The sequence below is a fragment of the Pseudarthrobacter sp. B4EP4b genome, from assembly GCF_006680095.1.
Taxonomy (GTDB): Bacteria; Actinomycetota; Actinomycetes; order Actinomycetales; family Micrococcaceae; genus Arthrobacter.
This window is the reverse complement of record NZ_VHIJ01000047.1, coordinates 19,647-35,662: the sequence shown is the minus strand read 5'-3', so window position 1 is coordinate 35,662 and position 16,016 is coordinate 19,647. Positions and strand designations below refer to the sequence as shown.

Below are 16,016 nucleotides of genomic sequence, written 5' to 3'. Positions count from 1 at the left end.
GCCCCTTCCAGTCACTGGCAGGCCGTCCCGCCCCCAATTTTGCCCTATCACTTTTGGTCCCCAAGCACCCCTTTTGGGAACCAAAAGTGATAGGGCAACGGGGGAGGATGGCCTGCCTTTTTCGTGCTCAAGAGGTGGGCGGCGGCGCTTTTTGAATCATTGGTTTTTCTAACCTGTATTGCTTAGAAAACATCGCTTTATCTTATGTGAGTAGAAGCTCATACTGGTGAAAAGACCTCCTCCCACAGCAAAGAAGGATCGGGAAAACCATGACCCACGTTGCAATGGAACCAGCAACTTCAGCCGGTACCGCACCCCAGACCGTCGACGTCGACGTCCCCCAGGCGAAGGCCCTCGCCACCGAGGCAGTCGCCCTGGTCCGGCACTGGCTCACCGAAGCCGCCAAGGTCCCGGTGGACGCCTCCGCCCAGCAGCTCGCCGGCGTCCTTAAGGACCCCAACGGCCTGGAATTCACCGTGGGCTTCGTGGACGGCGTCGTCCGCCCCGAAGACCTGAACGTGGCAGCCCGCAACCTCGCTGCCCTGGCTCCGAAGGTTCCGGCCTTCCTGCCCTGGTACATGCGCAGCGCCGTGGCACTGGGCGGGACCATGGCCCGGGTGATGCCGCAGGTGGTTATCCCCATTGCCCGCAAGGTCCTGCGCGAGATGGTGGGCCACCTGATCGTGGACGCCACCGACGCCAAGCTGGGCCCGGCCATCGCCAAGATCCGCAAGGACGGCATTAAGCTCAACGTCAACCTCCTCGGCGAGGCGGTCCTCGGCGAGCACGAGGCATCCCGCCGGCTCGAAGGCACGCACACCCTGCTGGCGCGCCCCGACGTCGATTACGTCTCCATCAAGGTCTCCTCCACGGTTGCCCCCCACTCGGCCTGGGCCTTCGACGAAGCCGTGGAACACGTCGTCGAAAAGCTCACGCCCCTCTTCCAGCGCGCCGCCTCCTTCGCCAAGAACGGCGGAAAGGCCAAGTTCATCAACCTGGACATGGAGGAATACAAGGACCTGGACATGACCATTGCGGTCTTCACCAGGATCCTGGACAAGCCAGAGTTCAAGAACCTGGAAGCCGGCATCGTGCTCCAGGCCTACCTTCCCGACGCTCTCTCCGCGATGATCCGCCTGCAGGATTGGGCTGCCGAACGCCGTGCCAACGGCGGCGCCGCCATCAAGGTCCGCGTGGTCAAAGGCGCCAACCTGCCGATGGAACAGGTGGAAGCGTCCCTGCATGACTGGCCGCTGGCCACCTGGGGCAGCAAGCAGGACTCGGACACCAGCTATAAGAGCGTCATCAACTACGCGCTGCACCCCGAGCGGATCAAGAACATCCGGATCGGCGTGGCCGGCCACAACCTGTTCGACATCGCCTTCGCCTGGCTTCTGGCCAAGCAGCGCGGCATCGCGGATACGGCACAGCAGGGCATCGAGTTCGAGATGCTGCTGGGCATGGCTCAGGGCCAGGCCGAGGCCGTCAAGAAGGACGTCGGCTCGCTCCTGCTCTACACGCCCGTGGTGCATCCGGCCGAGTTCGACGTCGCCATCGCCTACCTGATCCGCCGCCTCGAGGAAGGCGCCAGCCAGGACAACTTCATGTCGGCAGTCTTCGAGCTGAGCGAAAACGAGGTCCTGTTCGAGCGCGAGAAGCAGCGCTTCCTTGCCTCGCTGGACGCCCTGGACAATACGGTTCCGCTGGCGAACCGCCGGCAGGACCGCAACCTGCCACCGGTCTCCAGGCCGCATGAGGGCTTCGAGAACACCCCGGACACCGACCCGTCCCTGCCCGCCAACCGCGACTGGGGCCGGGCCATCCTGGAGCGAGTCCCGTCCTCCACTTTGGGCAATGCTTCCGTGGCGGCGGCTTCCGTCAAGGACGAGGCCACCCTGAACACCGTCATCCAGGCGGCCGTGGAGAAAGGCAAGGCCTGGGGTGCCCTGTCCGGCGCCGAACGCGCCGAGATCCTGCACCGCGCCGGCGAGGTCCTGGAGGCCCGCCGCGCCGACCTGCTTGAGGTGATGGCCAGCGAAACCGGCAAGACCATCGACCAGGGCGATCCCGAGGTCAGCGAAGCGGTGGACTTTGCCCACTACTACGCCGAGTCCGCCCGGAAGCTGGACACGGTCGACGGCGCCACGTTCGTCCCTGCCAAGCTCACCGTTGTGACGCCGCCGTGGAACTTCCCGGTCGCCATCCCCGCAGGGTCCACCCTTGCGGCACTCGCCGCCGGCTCCGCCGTCGTGATCAAACCCGCCAAGCAGGCCGCCCGCAGCGGCGCCGTAATGGTCGAAGCGCTCTGGGAAGCCGGCGTGCCGCGTGACGTGCTCACCATGGTGCAGCTGGGCGAGCGTGAACTCGGAAAACAGCTGATCTCGCACCCGGCCGTGGACCGCGTGATCCTTACCGGCGGCTACGAAACCGCCGAGCTGTTCCGGTCCTTCCGCCAGAACCTGCCGCTCCTGGCCGAAACCAGCGGCAAGAATGCCATCATCGTCACCCCCAGCGCGGACCTGGACCTGGCGGCCAAGGACGTGGCCTACTCAGCGTTCGGCCACGCCGGCCAGAAGTGCTCCGCCGCCTCACTGGTGATCCTGGCGGGCTCGGTGGCCAAGTCCAAGCGCTTCCACAACCAGCTGATCGACGCTGTCACCTCCCTGAAGGTGGGCTACCCGGAGGACCCCACCAGCCAGATGGGCCCGATTATCGAGCCGGCCAACGGCAAGCTCCTGAACGCACTCACCACTTTGGGCGAAGGCGAAAACTGGGCCGTTGAACCTCGGAAGCTGGATGACACTGGCCGGCTCTGGAGCCCGGGCGTGCGCTACGGCGTCAAGCGCGGTTCCTACTTCCACCTGACCGAGTTCTTCGGCCCGGTGCTCGGTGTGATGACCGCCGACACGCTCGAAGAGGCCATCGCCATCCAGAACCAGATCGAGTACGGCCTCACCGCAGGCCTGCACTCCCTGAACTCCGAGGAGCTCGGAACCTGGCTGGAGACCATCCAGGCCGGAAACCTGTACGTGAACCGCGGCATCACCGGCGCCATCGTGCAGCGCCAGCCGTTCGGCGGCTGGAAGAAGTCCGCTGTGGGCGCTGGCACCAAGGCAGGCGGACCCAACTACCTGGCCGGCCTGGGCGACTGGACCCCGGCAGTCAGCACCGCCGACGCTCCCATCATGCACCCCGGAGTGCGCCGGATCATCAACGCCGTCAGTGCGGCGCTGGAGCCTGCCGACCTGGAGTCGGTCAACCGGGCGCTGGCATCGGACGCGCAGGCCTGGGCTGAGGAATTCGGCACCGCCAAGGACGTGTCCGGCCTCAGCGCGGAGCGCAACATCTTCCGCTACCGGAGCCTGCCAGTCACTGTACGGCTCGCCGAAGGTGCGCCGCTGGCGCACCTGGTCCGGACTGTGGCCGCCGGCGTCCTGGCGGGGTCGGCACTGACGGTGTCATCCGCCGTCGAACTTCCCGCGCAGCTTCGCCCGGTGCTGACCGCGCTGGACGTCGAGGTGAGCGTGGAGTCCGACGCAGAGTGGCTGGCTTCCGCGGAACGCCTCGCCTCGGCGGGCAAGCTGTCCGGGGCGCGGATCCGCCTGATCGGCGGTGACGCCGCTGCGTTGGCTAAGGCCACAGGCGGCCGTCCCGATCTTGCCGTCTACGCCCACGCGGTCACGGAGGCCGGCAGCGTCGAGCTGCTGCCGTTCCTGCATGAGCAGGCAGTCAGCATCACGGCTCACCGGTTCGGCACACCCAACCACCTCTCGGATGCGCTGATCTAGTTCCCGCCCCAAGGCATACATAAGGTCCGGTGGTTGAGCTTGTCTGGGTTTCGACAAGCTCCACCACCGGACCTCGTTAATGTGCGTCAGCCCAAGTACCAGCCGGGCGGGGTCCAGGTCACGGGAACACTGTGGGCGGAGAACTGTTCGCAATGGGTGCAGGTGTAGGCGACTTCGCCCAAAGTGGCGACGCTGCCGTCCCGCCGGTACGTCGGGGGAATATAGGACTCGAGGTAGACAAATTCATCGGTGCGGCAGGTGTCGCAGGTAGGCTTTCCCACATATCCGGTGTCCGTGGTGGCTATTCCGGAGCCGAGTGTTGAACTGCGGGTGGCCGGTGGACGCAGGGTGTTGTGCTGGCGCGCGTGGGTGGAGCTGAGATGGGTGTTCTTGGCTGTCGTCATTGGCTGCCTGTCCCGAGCACGGACCTGGCACGCAGGAACATGCTCGTGTTAGTGAACCGGCCATCTGCTTGACCCTGGGAAAATCAGCATAGGTGATGCAACCTTCCGACATCAATGGAGACCGGGTTGTCTTCCCTTGTCCGCGGCCTTAGTATCTGCGCTTCCCTGAGGGGACAAAGGGTTTCCCAGGAAGGTGTTCAGCGCCGCCATCCAAGATTCAAACGCGTCAAGATGGGCGTCGTGTGACGCTGCCGGGAGGTCCACCCGCTGCGTCTCCGGCCGGGACGCAACGAATGCAGTTTTCTCTTCCTCAGAAAACATTCCATTTTCGCCATAGACCACCAACGTTGGTGCCCTCACTGACTGCCATTCCTTCCAGCGGGGCTGGATCAGTGCGTGCATGATGCCCACCATGACGTCAGGGTGGAAGCGGGGCCAAAACCCGCCGGCTTTCTCTTCAAGATCAGCGGCCCATGCTTCTGCAAGCGGCCCCGGTCCCAGGAAATCCCTGGCGGCCGGTCGGCTGGAGAACGGGACGGGCCAGGAGCGGAAAAATTCCCCGAGCTGCATATTCTCCATATGGCTGCTGCCCCCAGCGCCGCTCTCGAGCAGCACGAGCCTGGAAACGAGGTCCGGCCGCTTCGCCGCAACCAGCATCGCGGTGTGGCCGCCCATGGACTGGCCAACCAATGCGACAGGAGCGGCCACCGCTGTCTCAATCACGTGGACGACGTCGGCCACAAAGGCTTCGCGCGAGAGGTCGCCAGGGCTGGTGGTGCTTCGGCCATGGCCGCGCAGCTCCACCAGACTCGTCCGGAATCCGGTCAAGGCGCGGGCTGTTGCGAAGAATTCCGTGGCGCTGCCTGCCAGCCCATGCAAAATCACCACCGGCAGGCCCGGCCCACCGGTATCGAAGTAGTTGACCTGGACGCCGTTGCCCACATCAAGGAGATGCTGCTTCCCCACGCCCTCGCCTGGTGTCATGAACTCGATGCCCTGCCGTCACGATCCGCCAGGCGGCGGAGATACGCGTACGTGCTGACGGAGGCAACAACGCCCAAGGCCGGGCCGGCCCAGAGGGCCTCCGGAGTTCCCCGGATGATGAGCGCTGCCGCGCCGAAGGTCACACCCACGAGACCCACACCGGGTGCTGCGGGCAACTGCTCCCCGCTCCCTCCGCTTTTCCGGCGCCACAGTGTCCGGGCAAGGAGGAGCAGGATGGCGCCGGCCCCGAAAGCGAGGGGCCAGGGCCAGTCGGCAACGACCACAAATGACAACGTGGCTCCGAACGCCGTGCTGAGGGCCAGTCTGTCGATCCGCCTTCTTGTGCTGGTTTGTACTCCCACCAGAATCCCCACGTTCTTGTGTGTAATGGCTTGCCTCGCCGATTCCAAGCCTAGGCCGGACGGTTGATGGTCCTGCCCACAATGGATTGCGTCAGTGCATCGATGACCTCGGAGTTGGCCAGTGGGTTGCGGATCAGGGTGAAGTCAACGTCGCCCACCGCCGGCAGGTCAAAGCGGCGGGTGATGATCTTCAGGTCCTCCGGCACCAGGGATGACGGCATGACGGCCACTCCGATTCCGGCGCGGACTGCGGCAAGCACGCCGCTGATCTGGCGGGTGGTGCATGTGATGCGCCAGGTCCTGCCGTGGGACTCCAGCGCGTCGATGGCAAGTTTCCGGCTCAGGCTGGGTGAGGGGTAGGCGATCAGCGGGACGGGCGCCCCGGGCTCAAGCACGGTCTGTTCCTGCCCCACCCAGGAGAAGGAATCGTGCTGCACCACGGTGCCGTCCTTGGCCCCCGCCACCCACTTCACAAACACCAGGTCCAGCTGGCCGGCATTGAGTTTCCGGTAGAGCTGGTCACTTTGGCCCACTGTCAGTTCCAGGTTGATCTGCGGATAGACCTGCCGGAATTCGCGCAGGATCCTCGGCAGGCCGGTGATGGCCAGATCATCGGCAGTCCCGAAGCGCAGCCGGCCCCGCATGGCGGAGCCCGAGAAATACCTGGCGGCGGCGTCGTGGGCGGAGAGGATATTCCGGGCAAACCCGGCCATGGCATCGCCGTTATCCGTGAGGCGGACGTCGCGGGTGTCCCGGGTGACCAGCACCCGCTTGGCCGCCGTTTCCAGCTTGCGGACATGCTGGCTGACGGTGGGCTGGGCCAGGCCCAGCCGCTCAGCTGCCTTGGTGAAACTGAGGGTTTCGGCCACCGCCAGGAAGGAGCGCAGCTGGGCGGGTTCAAACACTGGGGACTCCAAGGGCGTGAGTGCGGACATCGGCAGCATTGCAGTTCGCAATACGAGTTATAGGGACAATACGTCTCCATAATCCGTTGCCCCAGCCTAGCGTTAAGGACATCCCGGACCGACCCCAATTTGAGGACACTCCTGTGGCACCCCCACCGCCGTCATCGGCAACCGTCACCCAGCCCGTCATCGACTCAGCCGCCTCCGCGCCGCCGCCGGACCACCAGACCCAGCCCCTCGCCGTCGTCCCTGAACGCCTGCCGTGGAAGCACACCTTTATCTCGCTGACGGTGCCCAACTTCAGGATCTTCGCGGTTGGGCACTTCATTGCAGTGATCGCCATCTGGATGCAGCGCATTGCCCAGGACTGGATGGTCCTGCAGCTTTCCGGATCCGTGACTGCGGTGGGCTTTACGGTGGCGCTGCAGTTCCTGCCCTCCCTCCTGCTGGGACCGTGGGGAGGCATGATCGCGGACCGGTTTGCCAAGCGGAAGATCCTCATCCTGTGCCAAAGCATGGCCGCGCTCCTGGCCGGGGCCCTCGCCATCCTTGCACTGACGGGAGCCGTCCAGGTGTGGCACGTCTACGTTATTGCGCTGGTCCTTGGCCTGGTCACCGTGCTGGACCAGCCGGCCCGGCAGGTGTTCGTCAACGAACTGGTAGGCCCGACCTATCTGCGCAATGCGATCAGCGTGAACTCCACTACCTTCCAACTGGGCGGCCTGATTGGTCCTGCCCTGGCCGGATGGCTTCTCACCGCAGTCGGTGCAGGGTGGGCTTTCGCCGGCAATGCCGCCGCCTGCTGCTCCACGGTGGCCATGCTCCTGATCCTGCGGAAGGACCGGTTGTTTGTCAGCGCCCCCGCCCCGAAGAGCAAGGGGATGCTGCGCGAAGGATTGAGCTACGCGCTCAGCAAGCCCACCATCTACTGGCCATGGCTGATGGCCGGGTTCATCGCGGTGTTCGCCATGAGCCTGCCCGTGGTCCTGGCCGCGTTTGCCGACCACGTCTTCGACGTCGGGGCCGGAGGCTACGGACTCCTGAACGCCCTCGTCGCGCTCGGAGCCCTCGCCGGAGCCGTGGCATCCACCCGGCGGCGGCACCTGCGGCTGCGTTCGGTGGTGTTCTGCGCCGGGATGTACGGCGTGATGCTCTGCCTCGCGGCCATTGCGCCGTCCATGCCTGCGTTCGGTGCCGTGATGGTGCTGTCCGGATTCTGGTGCCTGATGTTCCTGACCGGCTCCAACCAGCTGGTCCAGGTGAGTTCGAACATGCGGATCCGGGGCCGGGTCATGAGCCTTTACATCATGGTGCTGATCGGTGGCCAGGCCATTGGCGGGCCGATGCTCGGCTGGCTGTCCGAGCACGCCACCCCGCACGCGGCACTGCTGGTGGCCGGGGGAGTCCCGGCGCTAGCCGCCCTGACGGTCGCCGTGATCCTGGCCCGGAAGGGCTCGCTGCTGCTGAAGGTCAGCTTCAAGGACCGCCGCCACCCCGTGAGCATAGTCAGCAAGGCGACGGCGGCCTGACCGCGGATTACAGGGCAGCATGCGGGTAGGCGGCTTCCCGCTTCTGGAACTCCAGGACATCCTTGTTCCGGACCACTCCGTCGCGGATCTCGATGGCCCGGGCGATGGTGTCGTTCTGCGCCCAGGCTTCCGGGCCGTCCATAACGGTGGCCAGGAACGGCAGCAGGGCCTGGCTGATCTCCCACGTGGCGGAGTTCCAGAGATACGACGGGCTGTGGTCCACCGCGTAGTAGTTGATGTGGTCACCGACGGTGCACATTGGCTCCGCGAACGTGGTGGACCTGGCCCAGCTGAACCCCATCCCTTCGTCGCAGGATACGTCAACGATCAGGCTCCCTGGGGCAAAGGCTGCGAGATCGTCAGTCTGCAAGTAGGTGAGCGGACTGTTGGGGTCCTGCAAGGTGCAGTTGACCACGATGTCACTCTCGGCAAGGAAAGGCGCCAATGGAACCCGGCCCCGCTCAGTGATGACCTGGCTCAGGAAGGGTGCTTCGTCGTCGTGATCAAACTGGACGATATTAACCGAATGGATGGGGGCGCCGACGGCGGCCACCCCACGGTTGGTGAGGACCTGGACATCGTGGACGCCGTGGGCATTCAGCGCGGTGACTGCCCCACGGGCGGTGGCCCCGAAGCCGATCACCACAGCGCTGAGCCGACGACCGTAGTCGCCAGTGGAACCAGTCAGTGCCAGGGCGTGCAGCACTGAGCAGTACCCGGCCAGTTCGTTGTTCTTGTGGAAAACGTGGAGGCCGAAACCACCATCGCTGGCCCAGTGGTTCATGGCCTCGAAGGCGATCAGGGTCAGCTTTTTGTCGATGGCCAATTGGGTGACGGCACGGTCCTGGACACAGTGCGGCCATCCCCAGAGGACCTGCCCGTCCCGCAGCTCGGCGAGGTCCTCCGGCTGAGGCTTGGGCAGGAGTACGACGTCGGCACTTTCCAGCAGCTCCTCCCGGCCCGCCATCCTGCCCACCAGGGTGGACAGGTGCGCATCCGGGATGCCGAAGCGCTCGCCGTAGCCTTGCTCAAGGATGATATTCCGCCGTACTTCGGGCTCGATGCGCTCAAAATGCAACGGATGAATGGGGAGGCGCCGCTCGGCAGGCTTTCGGGTGGAAGCCAGGACGCCCAGGGTCAGCTTGTTTTCAGGGGCGGTCACTTTTTCTTGGCGGCCTTGCTGGACGTGATGTCCAGGGAGCTGGCCGGCGCCGCGGCGGCCTTCTTGTCTGCGCGCTTTTCCTTGATGGACTTGCCGGACTTTTTGGATGCTGCTTGACGCGGGGACTTGTCAGCCATGTTTGCTCCTGTAGCGGAACCGAAGAGGTTCCTGACCTCTGACCATACACCCGGGGACCTAATGGCTCTGGGGTGTCCGGAAGGATCGGCGGAGCAGCGTCCAGGAGTCCGTGGGTCCGGGCGTGGCAGTGCCTGCGCAAAGTGGAGCGGCTGACGGGAATCGAACCCGCGTATCAAGCTTGGGAAGCTAGCGCTCTACCATTGAGCTACAGCCGCAGCGCCCCCGTTTCAGGGGCAGAACATAGCTTAGCGCAGATGTGCCGGCGGGCCGTTCAGGCGGCATGCAAACGGGGCGTGTCCGGTCACCGGGACGTCATGCAGTAACTCTTCAATAACGTCGAGGGCGCTGGCTAGGTAGGCATACGGAGCGCTGGCTAACCTGATCCGGTAGCTGCGGTGCCGGGGGGTGCAGCTGCGCGGCAGGCCGACGTCAACCACGAAAGATCCCGATGGCATTCGCAGAGCATGAGGTCCTCATCCGGCGTGACGCCATGGCTGTGTACCTGTACCTGCTTGACGCCACCAATCTTCCGCTCTGGCGTGACGGCGTCCGCAGGGTCAAGCTGGTGGATGGATCCGAGGGAGCCAAGGGTGCCGTCTACCGGCAGATGGTGGCGGGCCGGTCCGGCCTCAGCATCCCGGCAGACCTGGAAATTACCAGCGCCAGGCCCGGAGCCGAAATCCAGTTCCAGGTGACGTCCGGTCCTGCGATCCGGTCCGGCGGCTATTACCTGAGCACGGAAACCGCGGGGACCAGGGTCCGGTTTGCCCTAGAAGCCCAGCCGGAAGGGCCGCTCGGATTCCTGAACAGGCTCGGCTTCCTGAGCACTATGCTCCAGCGGAGCCTCTGCGCCGAAGCGGCCCAGCTGGAGCGCCTCAAAGACGTCCTGGAACTCCAGCCGGCCATCTAGCCGCTCACTGCGCCAGCCGCTGTCCGGCCCAGGGGCCGGGAATGTTCGACGGCGATGCGAGGCTTCCCGAGGTCAGGTCCCAGTACTGCACAACGTCGTTGGCCCGGCGCAGGGCAAGGCCTGTGGAGTTCAGCCCGGTAACGTCCTTCAGCGGCCGGATGCCCGTAACGTCGGCCCAGCCGGTGGCCACGGTGGGCCTGGCCTCGGCCCGTAAAGCGGTGGTGCCCCAGCCGCGGTAAAGCTGGACCGAGCCGTCGGCGCGGAGCGCCAGCACGTCCTGGAACCCGTCGGCGTCGTAATCGGCCATGGACAACTTCCGCGCGGCACCGACGCCGCCCACCAGGGTGCGTTCGGAGAGGTCGCCCGTGCCCTTGTTCGGATAGAGGTACAGGTTCCCGGCGCCGTCGAGGGCAAGGATCTGGGGAAGCCGGTTGTTGGCGCACCAGCCGCCCACGGCGAGAGTCAGGGTGTCCCATCCTCCGTTCCCGAGGGTAACGGGGGACTGGAAGCCTCCGGCAGCGATGCCGCGGTGCAGGGTCAGCGTTCCGTTGGTCCATTGCGTCAGGAGGTCGAAGGCGCCGTCACGGTCCCAGTCCGGGGTGAAGACTTCCTTGGCTCCCGTGAAGCCGGAGCCAATGACTTTGGCTGCCGCGAAGGTGCGTGCGCCCGTGACGGCCCTGGCCAGGAGCTGGCCGCCGGAATCTACCGTCACCAGGTCACCCGGTCCCTTGATTGCCGCCGCGGAGAGGTCCAGTGTGGGCGGCATGTGCCGGACGGGAGCATCACACATGCTCGGCGCGGGCAGCGGGAAAGCACCTCCGGACCCGGTGCCGCCGGACCCCGCGCCGCCGGGGGAATCGACGGTGCCGGCGGGAAGGGTGGTGTAGCCGAAGAAGTTCACCACGCCCCAGATCTGGTAGGTGGAGTTGGTGTAGGAAATTCCGGCACCCATCACGTTGAAGCGCGGATCGAGCAGCATGGCATTGTGGCCGGGCGACCCCTTCCACCACTCCACCAGCTGCGCGGCGTCCCGGTCCGTGCGGATGGCAATGACTTCGCCGGCGCCGTTGTTGGGATTCATGGCACGGGAGTCGGTCCAGAAGTTGGCGCGGTGCTCAATCACCTCGCGTGCGGCGATGCTGTCCGACCATTCCTGCGCCAAGCCCGCAACCGTGGGGTGGTATTTGACCGGGTTCAGGCCTTTGGACACCCTGTATTCGTTGATCCTGTTGAACACGGTGAGGACTGCCGCCGCGTTGTTGTCCGCCACCAGGGCCTCTGGCGCGGGCAGGGTTTGAGTGGATTCAGGCGCCGCAAGCCGGGTGGTTGCGGGCGCTCCCAGTTCTTCATCAGGTGCCCAAAGCGGCGGAATCGAGGGCACCGCCGGTGCAGGTTCGGGGGAGGTTGGGGTGGGCGCTGCCAGTGCCTCGGTTCCGGCCGGAGCTGTGGGCGGCTGGCCGGCAATGGGCTGCTCCGTAACCTGCTGTCCGGTGGGTTGCTGGCCGGCAAGAGGCTGGGCTGTAACAGGCTGGGATGGGCCAGGTTGCGTTGTCAGCACACTGGCCCCGGACGGGGAGGCCGGCCGGATGTCAGGATCCACGGCGGGGGTGAGCCGGGCCAAGGCTGAAGGGTCGCGCCGAACGGCTGCGGCGTCGCCGACCGCTGCCGGGCCCAAGGTGACACCGTGTGAACCTGCAGCGGACAACTGGCTGGCCGGCAACGGTGCGGGCACGCCTCCCACGGAAGAGGAGACCAGCGCTATGGAACAGAGCACGCCAATAAAAGCGGGCGCTACTAATTTATTCACAACATCCCCAGCTCTGTTGGGCCATCCGGGAGACCATCCGGCGCCTTAATCACTGAGGCAACATTAGCCCCACCACAGCACAGCAACAACGAAAGAATGCGGCTGTGGATAACCGATACGGTAATTTGGGACGGTGCTGATCTCTGACCGCGATATTCGTGCCGAAATTGACTCCCAGCGGATCGTTCTTGAACCGTACGATCCGGCGATGGTCCAGCCGTCGTCCGTGGATGTGCGGATCGATAAGTTCTTCCGCCTGTTCGACAACCACAAGTACGCGCACATCGATCCCGCGGAAGAGCAGCCGGAACTGACACGCCTGGTGGAGGTGGAACAGAACGAACCCTTCATCCTGCATCCCGGCGAGTTCGTCCTCGGCTCAACCTATGAGACCGTCACCCTGCCCGATGACATTGCCGCGCGCCTGGAAGGCAAGTCCTCGCTGGGGCGGCTTGGACTGCTGACGCACTCCACGGCGGGGTTCATCGACCCCGGTTTCTCAGGGCATGTCACCCTGGAACTTTCCAACATGGCCACTCTGCCCATCAAGCTGTGGCCGGGCATGAAAATCGGCCAGCTCTGCTTCTTCCGCCTGACGTCTGCAGCCGCGTACCCCTACGGTCAGGGCGACTACGGCAACCGCTACCAGGGCCAGCGGGGACCAACAGCCAGCCGCAGCCACCTGAACTTCCACCGCACGGCAATCTAGTACCGGGCGCGACCTAGGCTTTGGCAGCCACCCTCACGGGCCGCAGCAGGGGCTTTACCAGCGGCTCCACATAACGGGCGGCGAGCGGGCCAACAACGGCCATCAGCAGCACATAGGCAGTGGCCAGGGCTGCCAGCTCATGAGTGACAGCGCCGGAGGCCACCGCGAGTCCGGCAATCACGATCGAGAATTCGCCACGGGCTACGAGCGTCGCCCCGGCGCGGACGCGCCCGGGGCGGGCAATGCCGGCACGCTTGGCAGCCCACACGCCCGTCACCATCTTGGTGGCTGCGGTGATGACGGCCAGCACCAGGGCCCAGCCGAGCACTGGCGGGATGGACGTGGGATCTGTGTTCAGGCCGAACGCCACAAAAAAGATGGCGGCGAACAGGTCCCGCAGCGGTTCCAGGATCCGGGTGGCGTTATGGGCCGTGGCGCCTGAAATGGCGATGCCGAGCATAAACGCCCCCACTGCCGCGGACACCTGCATGGCAGACGCGACACCCGCCACCAGCAGGGCCGCGCCCAGGACGTTCAGGAGGAAGACCTCCGAGTTCTCGCTGTGCACCGCCTTGGACACCCGGTGTCCGTGCCGCAGCGCCACCATCAGCACCAGGCTCACCACGGCCAGCGCGATGCCCACGGTGGTGAGGCCGCCCAGGAAACTCACCCCTGCCAGCGTGGCCGTGAGGATGGGCAGGTAGACAGCCATAGCAAGGTCTTCGAATACCAGGATGGACAGCACAACGGGCGTCTCGCGGTTACCGAGACGGCCAAGGTCAGTGATGACCTTGGCCGCAATTCCCGATGAGGAGATGTAGGTGACGCCGCCCATCACCATGGCTCCCACGCCGCCCCAGCCCAGGAACAGGGCCAGGGCGGCGCCCGGAAGGAAGTTCAGTACAAGGTCCAGCACACCGGCCTGCCACGAGCGGCGCAGGCCGGTGAAAAGCTCGGCGGCTGTATATTCCAGCCCGAGCATAAGCAGCAGCAGGATCACACCGATTTCCCCGGAGAGGTGCGCAAACTCGTGCATACCCTCGAGCTTGACGATCCCGCCGGCCCCGAAAGCCAGTCCGCCCAGCAGATAGAGCGGGATGGGCGACATTCCGATCCGTCCGGCCAGCCTGGCCAAAAGGCCGAGGCAGAACACAACGGCCCCCAGTTCGATGAGGGTCAGGGCCAACGGGTCCATGGCGTCTATCCGTTACGGAGGATATCGGCCGCCGAATCGAGGCCTTCCTGCGTGCCTACAGCAACAAGCAGATCACCGGTGTGGAGCACGACGTCGGGTCCCGGCGACGGGAGCACCTCACCTTCGCGCATGATCGCCACAATGGAAACGCCGCAACGGGTACGGATGCAGGCTTTGCCCATGGGCTGGTTCTGGAACGGGGAGCCCGGCGCGATGGAAAACTGCCGGGTGACGATGCCTGGAACATCCTTGTGTTCCTCCGTCAGCTTCATGGCCAGGTGCTGCCCGCCGAGCAGGTTGCCCAGGGTTGCTGCTTCATCCCCGGTCAACGGAATTGAGGCCTGGCAGGTATCGGGATCATCCCAGGTGGAAACGATGAGTTCCGTCTGGCCTTCCCGCAGCTCCACAACGCCGATCCGGCGCCCTGAAGCCGTCATAAAATCCTTCCGCCGGCCGAGGCCCGGAAGGTCCGTCTCATCCACGTTCATGATTCCAGCCTAGTCTGACCGGGGCCGATGTGGCGCGGGCGCCGGCAAGTCCGCAGGAAACCCGTTCCCGCCCCTGGCGAGGGGCAGGAATCGAAGCCATGGGGCATGAAAATTGTGGGGTTATCAGGTGGCTGGAACGACGGCGATAGCCGCCTTGTCCGGTGACTTCACCGGCAGCAGGACCAGGAGTCCGGCCAGGAGCACCACCATGATTCCCAGAATGCCCCAGCGCTGGGCTTCGCCCGGTGCCACCAATGGAGTGGCGACAGTAATGCAGAGCGTGAACAGGGCCGGGGCCAGGAAACTCACAGCGCGGCCTGTTGTGGCGTAGAGCCCGAAGAGTTCACCGGACTCGCCGTGCGGAGCAAGTCGCGCCAGGTAGGCGCGGGACGAGGACTGCGCCGGGCCCACGAAGAGGCACAGGAAGAGCCCGAAGATCCAGAAGGTGGTGGACCCCCGCCATGCCATACCGAAGAACGAATATTCACCGTTGCCCAGCACCAGGATGACGGTCCCGGCGATTAAGAGCCCCACCAAGGACCCGAGGATGACTGCCTTCGGCCCAACCTTGTCGTCCAGGAACCCGCCAGCGATCGCTCCCACGGCGGCCACCACATTCCCGAAGATCGCGAAGAAGATCACCTGGGACAACTCAAAGCCGAAGGTGCCGGCGGCGATGATTCCGCCGAAGGTAAACACCGCTGCCAGCCCGTCACGGAAAACGGCACTGGCGAGCAGGAAGTAGATGGTGTGCGGGCTGGTGGCGTAGATGGCCTTGATCCGCCGGATCAACAGCCCGTAGCTGGCCACGATCCCCAGCCGCCGGGCTTGCGGGATTTTGGGCAGCTCCGGAACCGCGAAGAGGACGGGCAGGGCGAAGACAAAGAACCACAGGGCGGAGAACACTGCGACAAGCCGGATGTTCAGGCTGTCCCGGGTAGAGGCCCCAAACCATTCGAAGCTCGGCTGGACAAACAGCTGCAGGACGATCAGGAGCGCCACGATCCCGCCCAGGTAGCCGGCTCCCCAGCCCAGCCCGCTGACCTTGCCGATGTTCTTGGGAGTGGAGATCTGGGCCAGCATGGCGTTGTAATTCACGCCTGCGAACTCGAAGAACACGTTGCCCAGGGCGATAAGCGTCACCCCCAGCAGGAGGAACTCGGGCCGGGGGAAGACAAAGAAACACAGGGCAGTGAGGATGGCCACGGCGGCCGTGTTGACTCCCAGCCACAGCTTGCGCCGGCCCCCCGCATCCGAACGCTGACCGGTGACCGGAGCCAGCAACGCAATGGCAAAACCGGCAATGGCAAGGGCACCACCAAGGACAGCCGAGGCCTGGTCTTCACCGCCAAATGCCTTCGAGGTCAGGTACACAGTGAAAACGAACGTGGTCATCACAGCGTTGAAAGCCGCCGAACCCCAATCCCAGGAGGCCCAGGCCAGGACGCGGGCCTTGCTGGTGGCCGTGTTCCCCGATGCAAGCTCGGAGAAGGGCTGCGTTGCCCCGGGAGCGCTGGCGCTGTTCATAGGATGCATCGTATCCGCCCGTGGCGAACAGGCAGGGGAGCTGCGGCCGTAAAACCGGGAAAAGTGGCCGGAGCATACAGCAGCGGCGGCGGAATGGGTACTGAAGCC

General features: G+C 65.1%; 14 protein-coding genes and 1 tRNA gene. 4 read left to right on the top strand and 11 right to left on the bottom strand.

From position 1 onward, the window contains the following. The first annotated feature begins 269 nt into the window (after positions 1–269). Complete coding sequence (locus FNL14_RS17475) at positions 270–3,788, top strand: bifunctional proline dehydrogenase/L-glutamate gamma-semialdehyde dehydrogenase (protein ID WP_142062510.1); 3,519 nt, start codon at positions 270–272, stop codon at positions 3,786–3,788. Positions 3,789–3,874: 86 nt separating this feature from the next. Here FNL14_RS17475 and FNL14_RS17470 read toward each other — a convergent pair whose 3' ends face one another. The 4 genes from FNL14_RS17470 to FNL14_RS17455 form a co-directional block, all read right to left on the bottom strand. Then, on the bottom strand, positions 3,875–4,192 hold the full coding sequence (locus tag FNL14_RS17470) for a hypothetical protein (RefSeq protein WP_091421801.1): 318 nt from the start codon (positions 4,190–4,192) through the stop codon (positions 3,875–3,877). A gap of 111 nt (positions 4,193–4,303) precedes the next feature. Next, positions 4,304–5,176 carry an alpha/beta fold hydrolase gene (locus FNL14_RS17465; RefSeq protein WP_142062507.1) on the bottom strand — a complete coding sequence of 291 codons (873 nt, stop codon included), beginning with the start codon at positions 5,174–5,176 and terminating at the stop codon, positions 4,304–4,306. After that, positions 5,173–5,469, bottom strand: coding sequence for a hypothetical protein (locus tag FNL14_RS17460; protein ID WP_142062503.1), 297 nt, complete (start codon positions 5,467–5,469; stop codon positions 5,173–5,175). Before FNL14_RS17460 ends, FNL14_RS17465 begins: the two co-directional genes overlap by 4 nt. 119 nt (positions 5,470–5,588) lie before the next feature. Then, positions 5,589–6,443 (bottom strand): LysR substrate-binding domain-containing protein, encoded by an 855-nt coding sequence (locus FNL14_RS17455; RefSeq protein ID WP_091421809.1) that lies wholly within the window; start codon positions 6,441–6,443, stop codon positions 5,589–5,591. Between the two features lie 143 nt (positions 6,444–6,586). On the opposite strand from FNL14_RS17455, the gene FNL14_RS17450 reads away from it, so the two are divergent. Further along, positions 6,587–7,972 (top strand): MFS transporter, encoded by a 1,386-nt coding sequence (locus FNL14_RS17450; protein WP_142062501.1) that lies wholly within the window; start codon positions 6,587–6,589, stop codon positions 7,970–7,972. A 7-nt stretch (positions 7,973–7,979) separates the two neighbouring features. Here the strand turns inward: FNL14_RS17450 and FNL14_RS17445 are convergent, their stop codons facing one another. The 3 genes from FNL14_RS17445 to FNL14_RS17440 all read right to left on the bottom strand — a co-directional run bounded on the left by FNL14_RS17445 (position 7,980) and on the right by FNL14_RS17440 (position 9,487). After that, positions 7,980–9,134, bottom strand: coding sequence for a N(5)-(carboxyethyl)ornithine synthase (locus tag FNL14_RS17445; protein ID WP_142062498.1), 1,155 nt, complete (start codon positions 9,132–9,134; stop codon positions 7,980–7,982). After that, positions 9,131–9,271, bottom strand: coding sequence for a hypothetical protein (locus tag FNL14_RS23365; RefSeq protein ID WP_167344651.1), 141 nt, complete (start codon positions 9,269–9,271; stop codon positions 9,131–9,133). Before FNL14_RS23365 ends, FNL14_RS17445 begins: the two co-directional genes overlap by 4 nt. 142 nt (positions 9,272–9,413) lie before the next feature. Further along, positions 9,414–9,487, bottom strand: a tRNA-Gly gene (locus FNL14_RS17440). A 233-nt stretch (positions 9,488–9,720) separates the two neighbouring features. Between FNL14_RS17440 and FNL14_RS17435 the strand changes: the two genes are divergently transcribed. Continuing rightward, positions 9,721–10,182 (top strand): SRPBCC family protein, encoded by a 462-nt coding sequence (locus FNL14_RS17435; RefSeq protein WP_142062495.1) that lies wholly within the window; start codon positions 9,721–9,723, stop codon positions 10,180–10,182. Between the two features lie 4 nt (positions 10,183–10,186). Here FNL14_RS17435 and FNL14_RS17430 read toward each other — a convergent pair whose 3' ends face one another. After that, the gene (locus FNL14_RS17430) at positions 10,187–11,914 is read right to left on the bottom strand and encodes a CAP domain-containing protein (RefSeq protein WP_370455876.1); all 1,728 of its coding nucleotides are present in this window, start codon (positions 11,912–11,914) and stop codon (positions 10,187–10,189) included. A 208-nt stretch (positions 11,915–12,122) separates the two neighbouring features. Between FNL14_RS17430 and dcd the strand changes: the two genes are divergently transcribed. Next, positions 12,123–12,698 (top strand): dCTP deaminase, encoded by a 576-nt coding sequence (gene dcd / locus FNL14_RS17425; protein WP_091421821.1) that lies wholly within the window; start codon positions 12,123–12,125, stop codon positions 12,696–12,698. A gap of 13 nt (positions 12,699–12,711) precedes the next feature. On the opposite strand, the gene FNL14_RS17420 is transcribed toward dcd, so the two are convergent. From FNL14_RS17420 to FNL14_RS17410, 3 genes are all read right to left on the bottom strand, one after another. Next, a complete protein-coding gene (locus tag FNL14_RS17420; RefSeq protein ID WP_142062492.1) occupies positions 12,712–13,893 on the bottom strand; it encodes a cation:proton antiporter in 1,182 nt (393 codons plus the stop codon). A 5-nt stretch (positions 13,894–13,898) separates the two neighbouring features. Next, positions 13,899–14,381 carry a cation:proton antiporter regulatory subunit gene (locus FNL14_RS17415; RefSeq protein WP_091421830.1) on the bottom strand — a complete coding sequence of 161 codons (483 nt, stop codon included), beginning with the start codon at positions 14,379–14,381 and terminating at the stop codon, positions 13,899–13,901. Between the two features lie 123 nt (positions 14,382–14,504). Next, the gene (locus tag FNL14_RS17410) at positions 14,505–15,908 is read right to left on the bottom strand and encodes an MFS transporter (RefSeq protein WP_142062489.1); all 1,404 of its coding nucleotides are present in this window, start codon (positions 15,906–15,908) and stop codon (positions 14,505–14,507) included. Positions 15,909–16,016 lie beyond the last annotated feature (108 nt).

Bases quoted from the DNA above. Each gene is read 5' to 3' on its own strand.
- FNL14_RS17410 (WP_142062489.1), bottom strand. From the start codon at position 15,908: ATGAACAGCGCCAGCGCTCCCGGGGCAACGCAGCCCTTCTCCGAGCTT.
- FNL14_RS17415 (WP_091421830.1), bottom strand. From the start codon at position 14,381: ATGAACGTGGATGAGACGGACCTTCCGGGCCTCGGCCGGCGGAAGGAT.
- FNL14_RS23365 (WP_167344651.1), bottom strand. From the start codon at position 9,271: ATGGCTGACAAGTCCCCGCGTCAAGCAGCATCCAAAAAGTCCGGCAAG.
- FNL14_RS17470 (WP_091421801.1), bottom strand. From the start codon at position 4,192: ATGACGACAGCCAAGAACACCCATCTCAGCTCCACCCACGCGCGCCAG.
- FNL14_RS17465 (WP_142062507.1), bottom strand. From the start codon at position 5,176: ATGACACCAGGCGAGGGCGTGGGGAAGCAGCATCTCCTTGATGTGGGC.
- FNL14_RS17435 (WP_142062495.1), top strand. From the start codon at position 9,721: ATGGCATTCGCAGAGCATGAGGTCCTCATCCGGCGTGACGCCATGGCT.
- FNL14_RS17475 (WP_142062510.1), top strand. From the start codon at position 270: ATGACCCACGTTGCAATGGAACCAGCAACTTCAGCCGGTACCGCACCC.
- FNL14_RS17420 (WP_142062492.1), bottom strand. From the start codon at position 13,893: ATGGACCCGTTGGCCCTGACCCTCATCGAACTGGGGGCCGTTGTGTTC.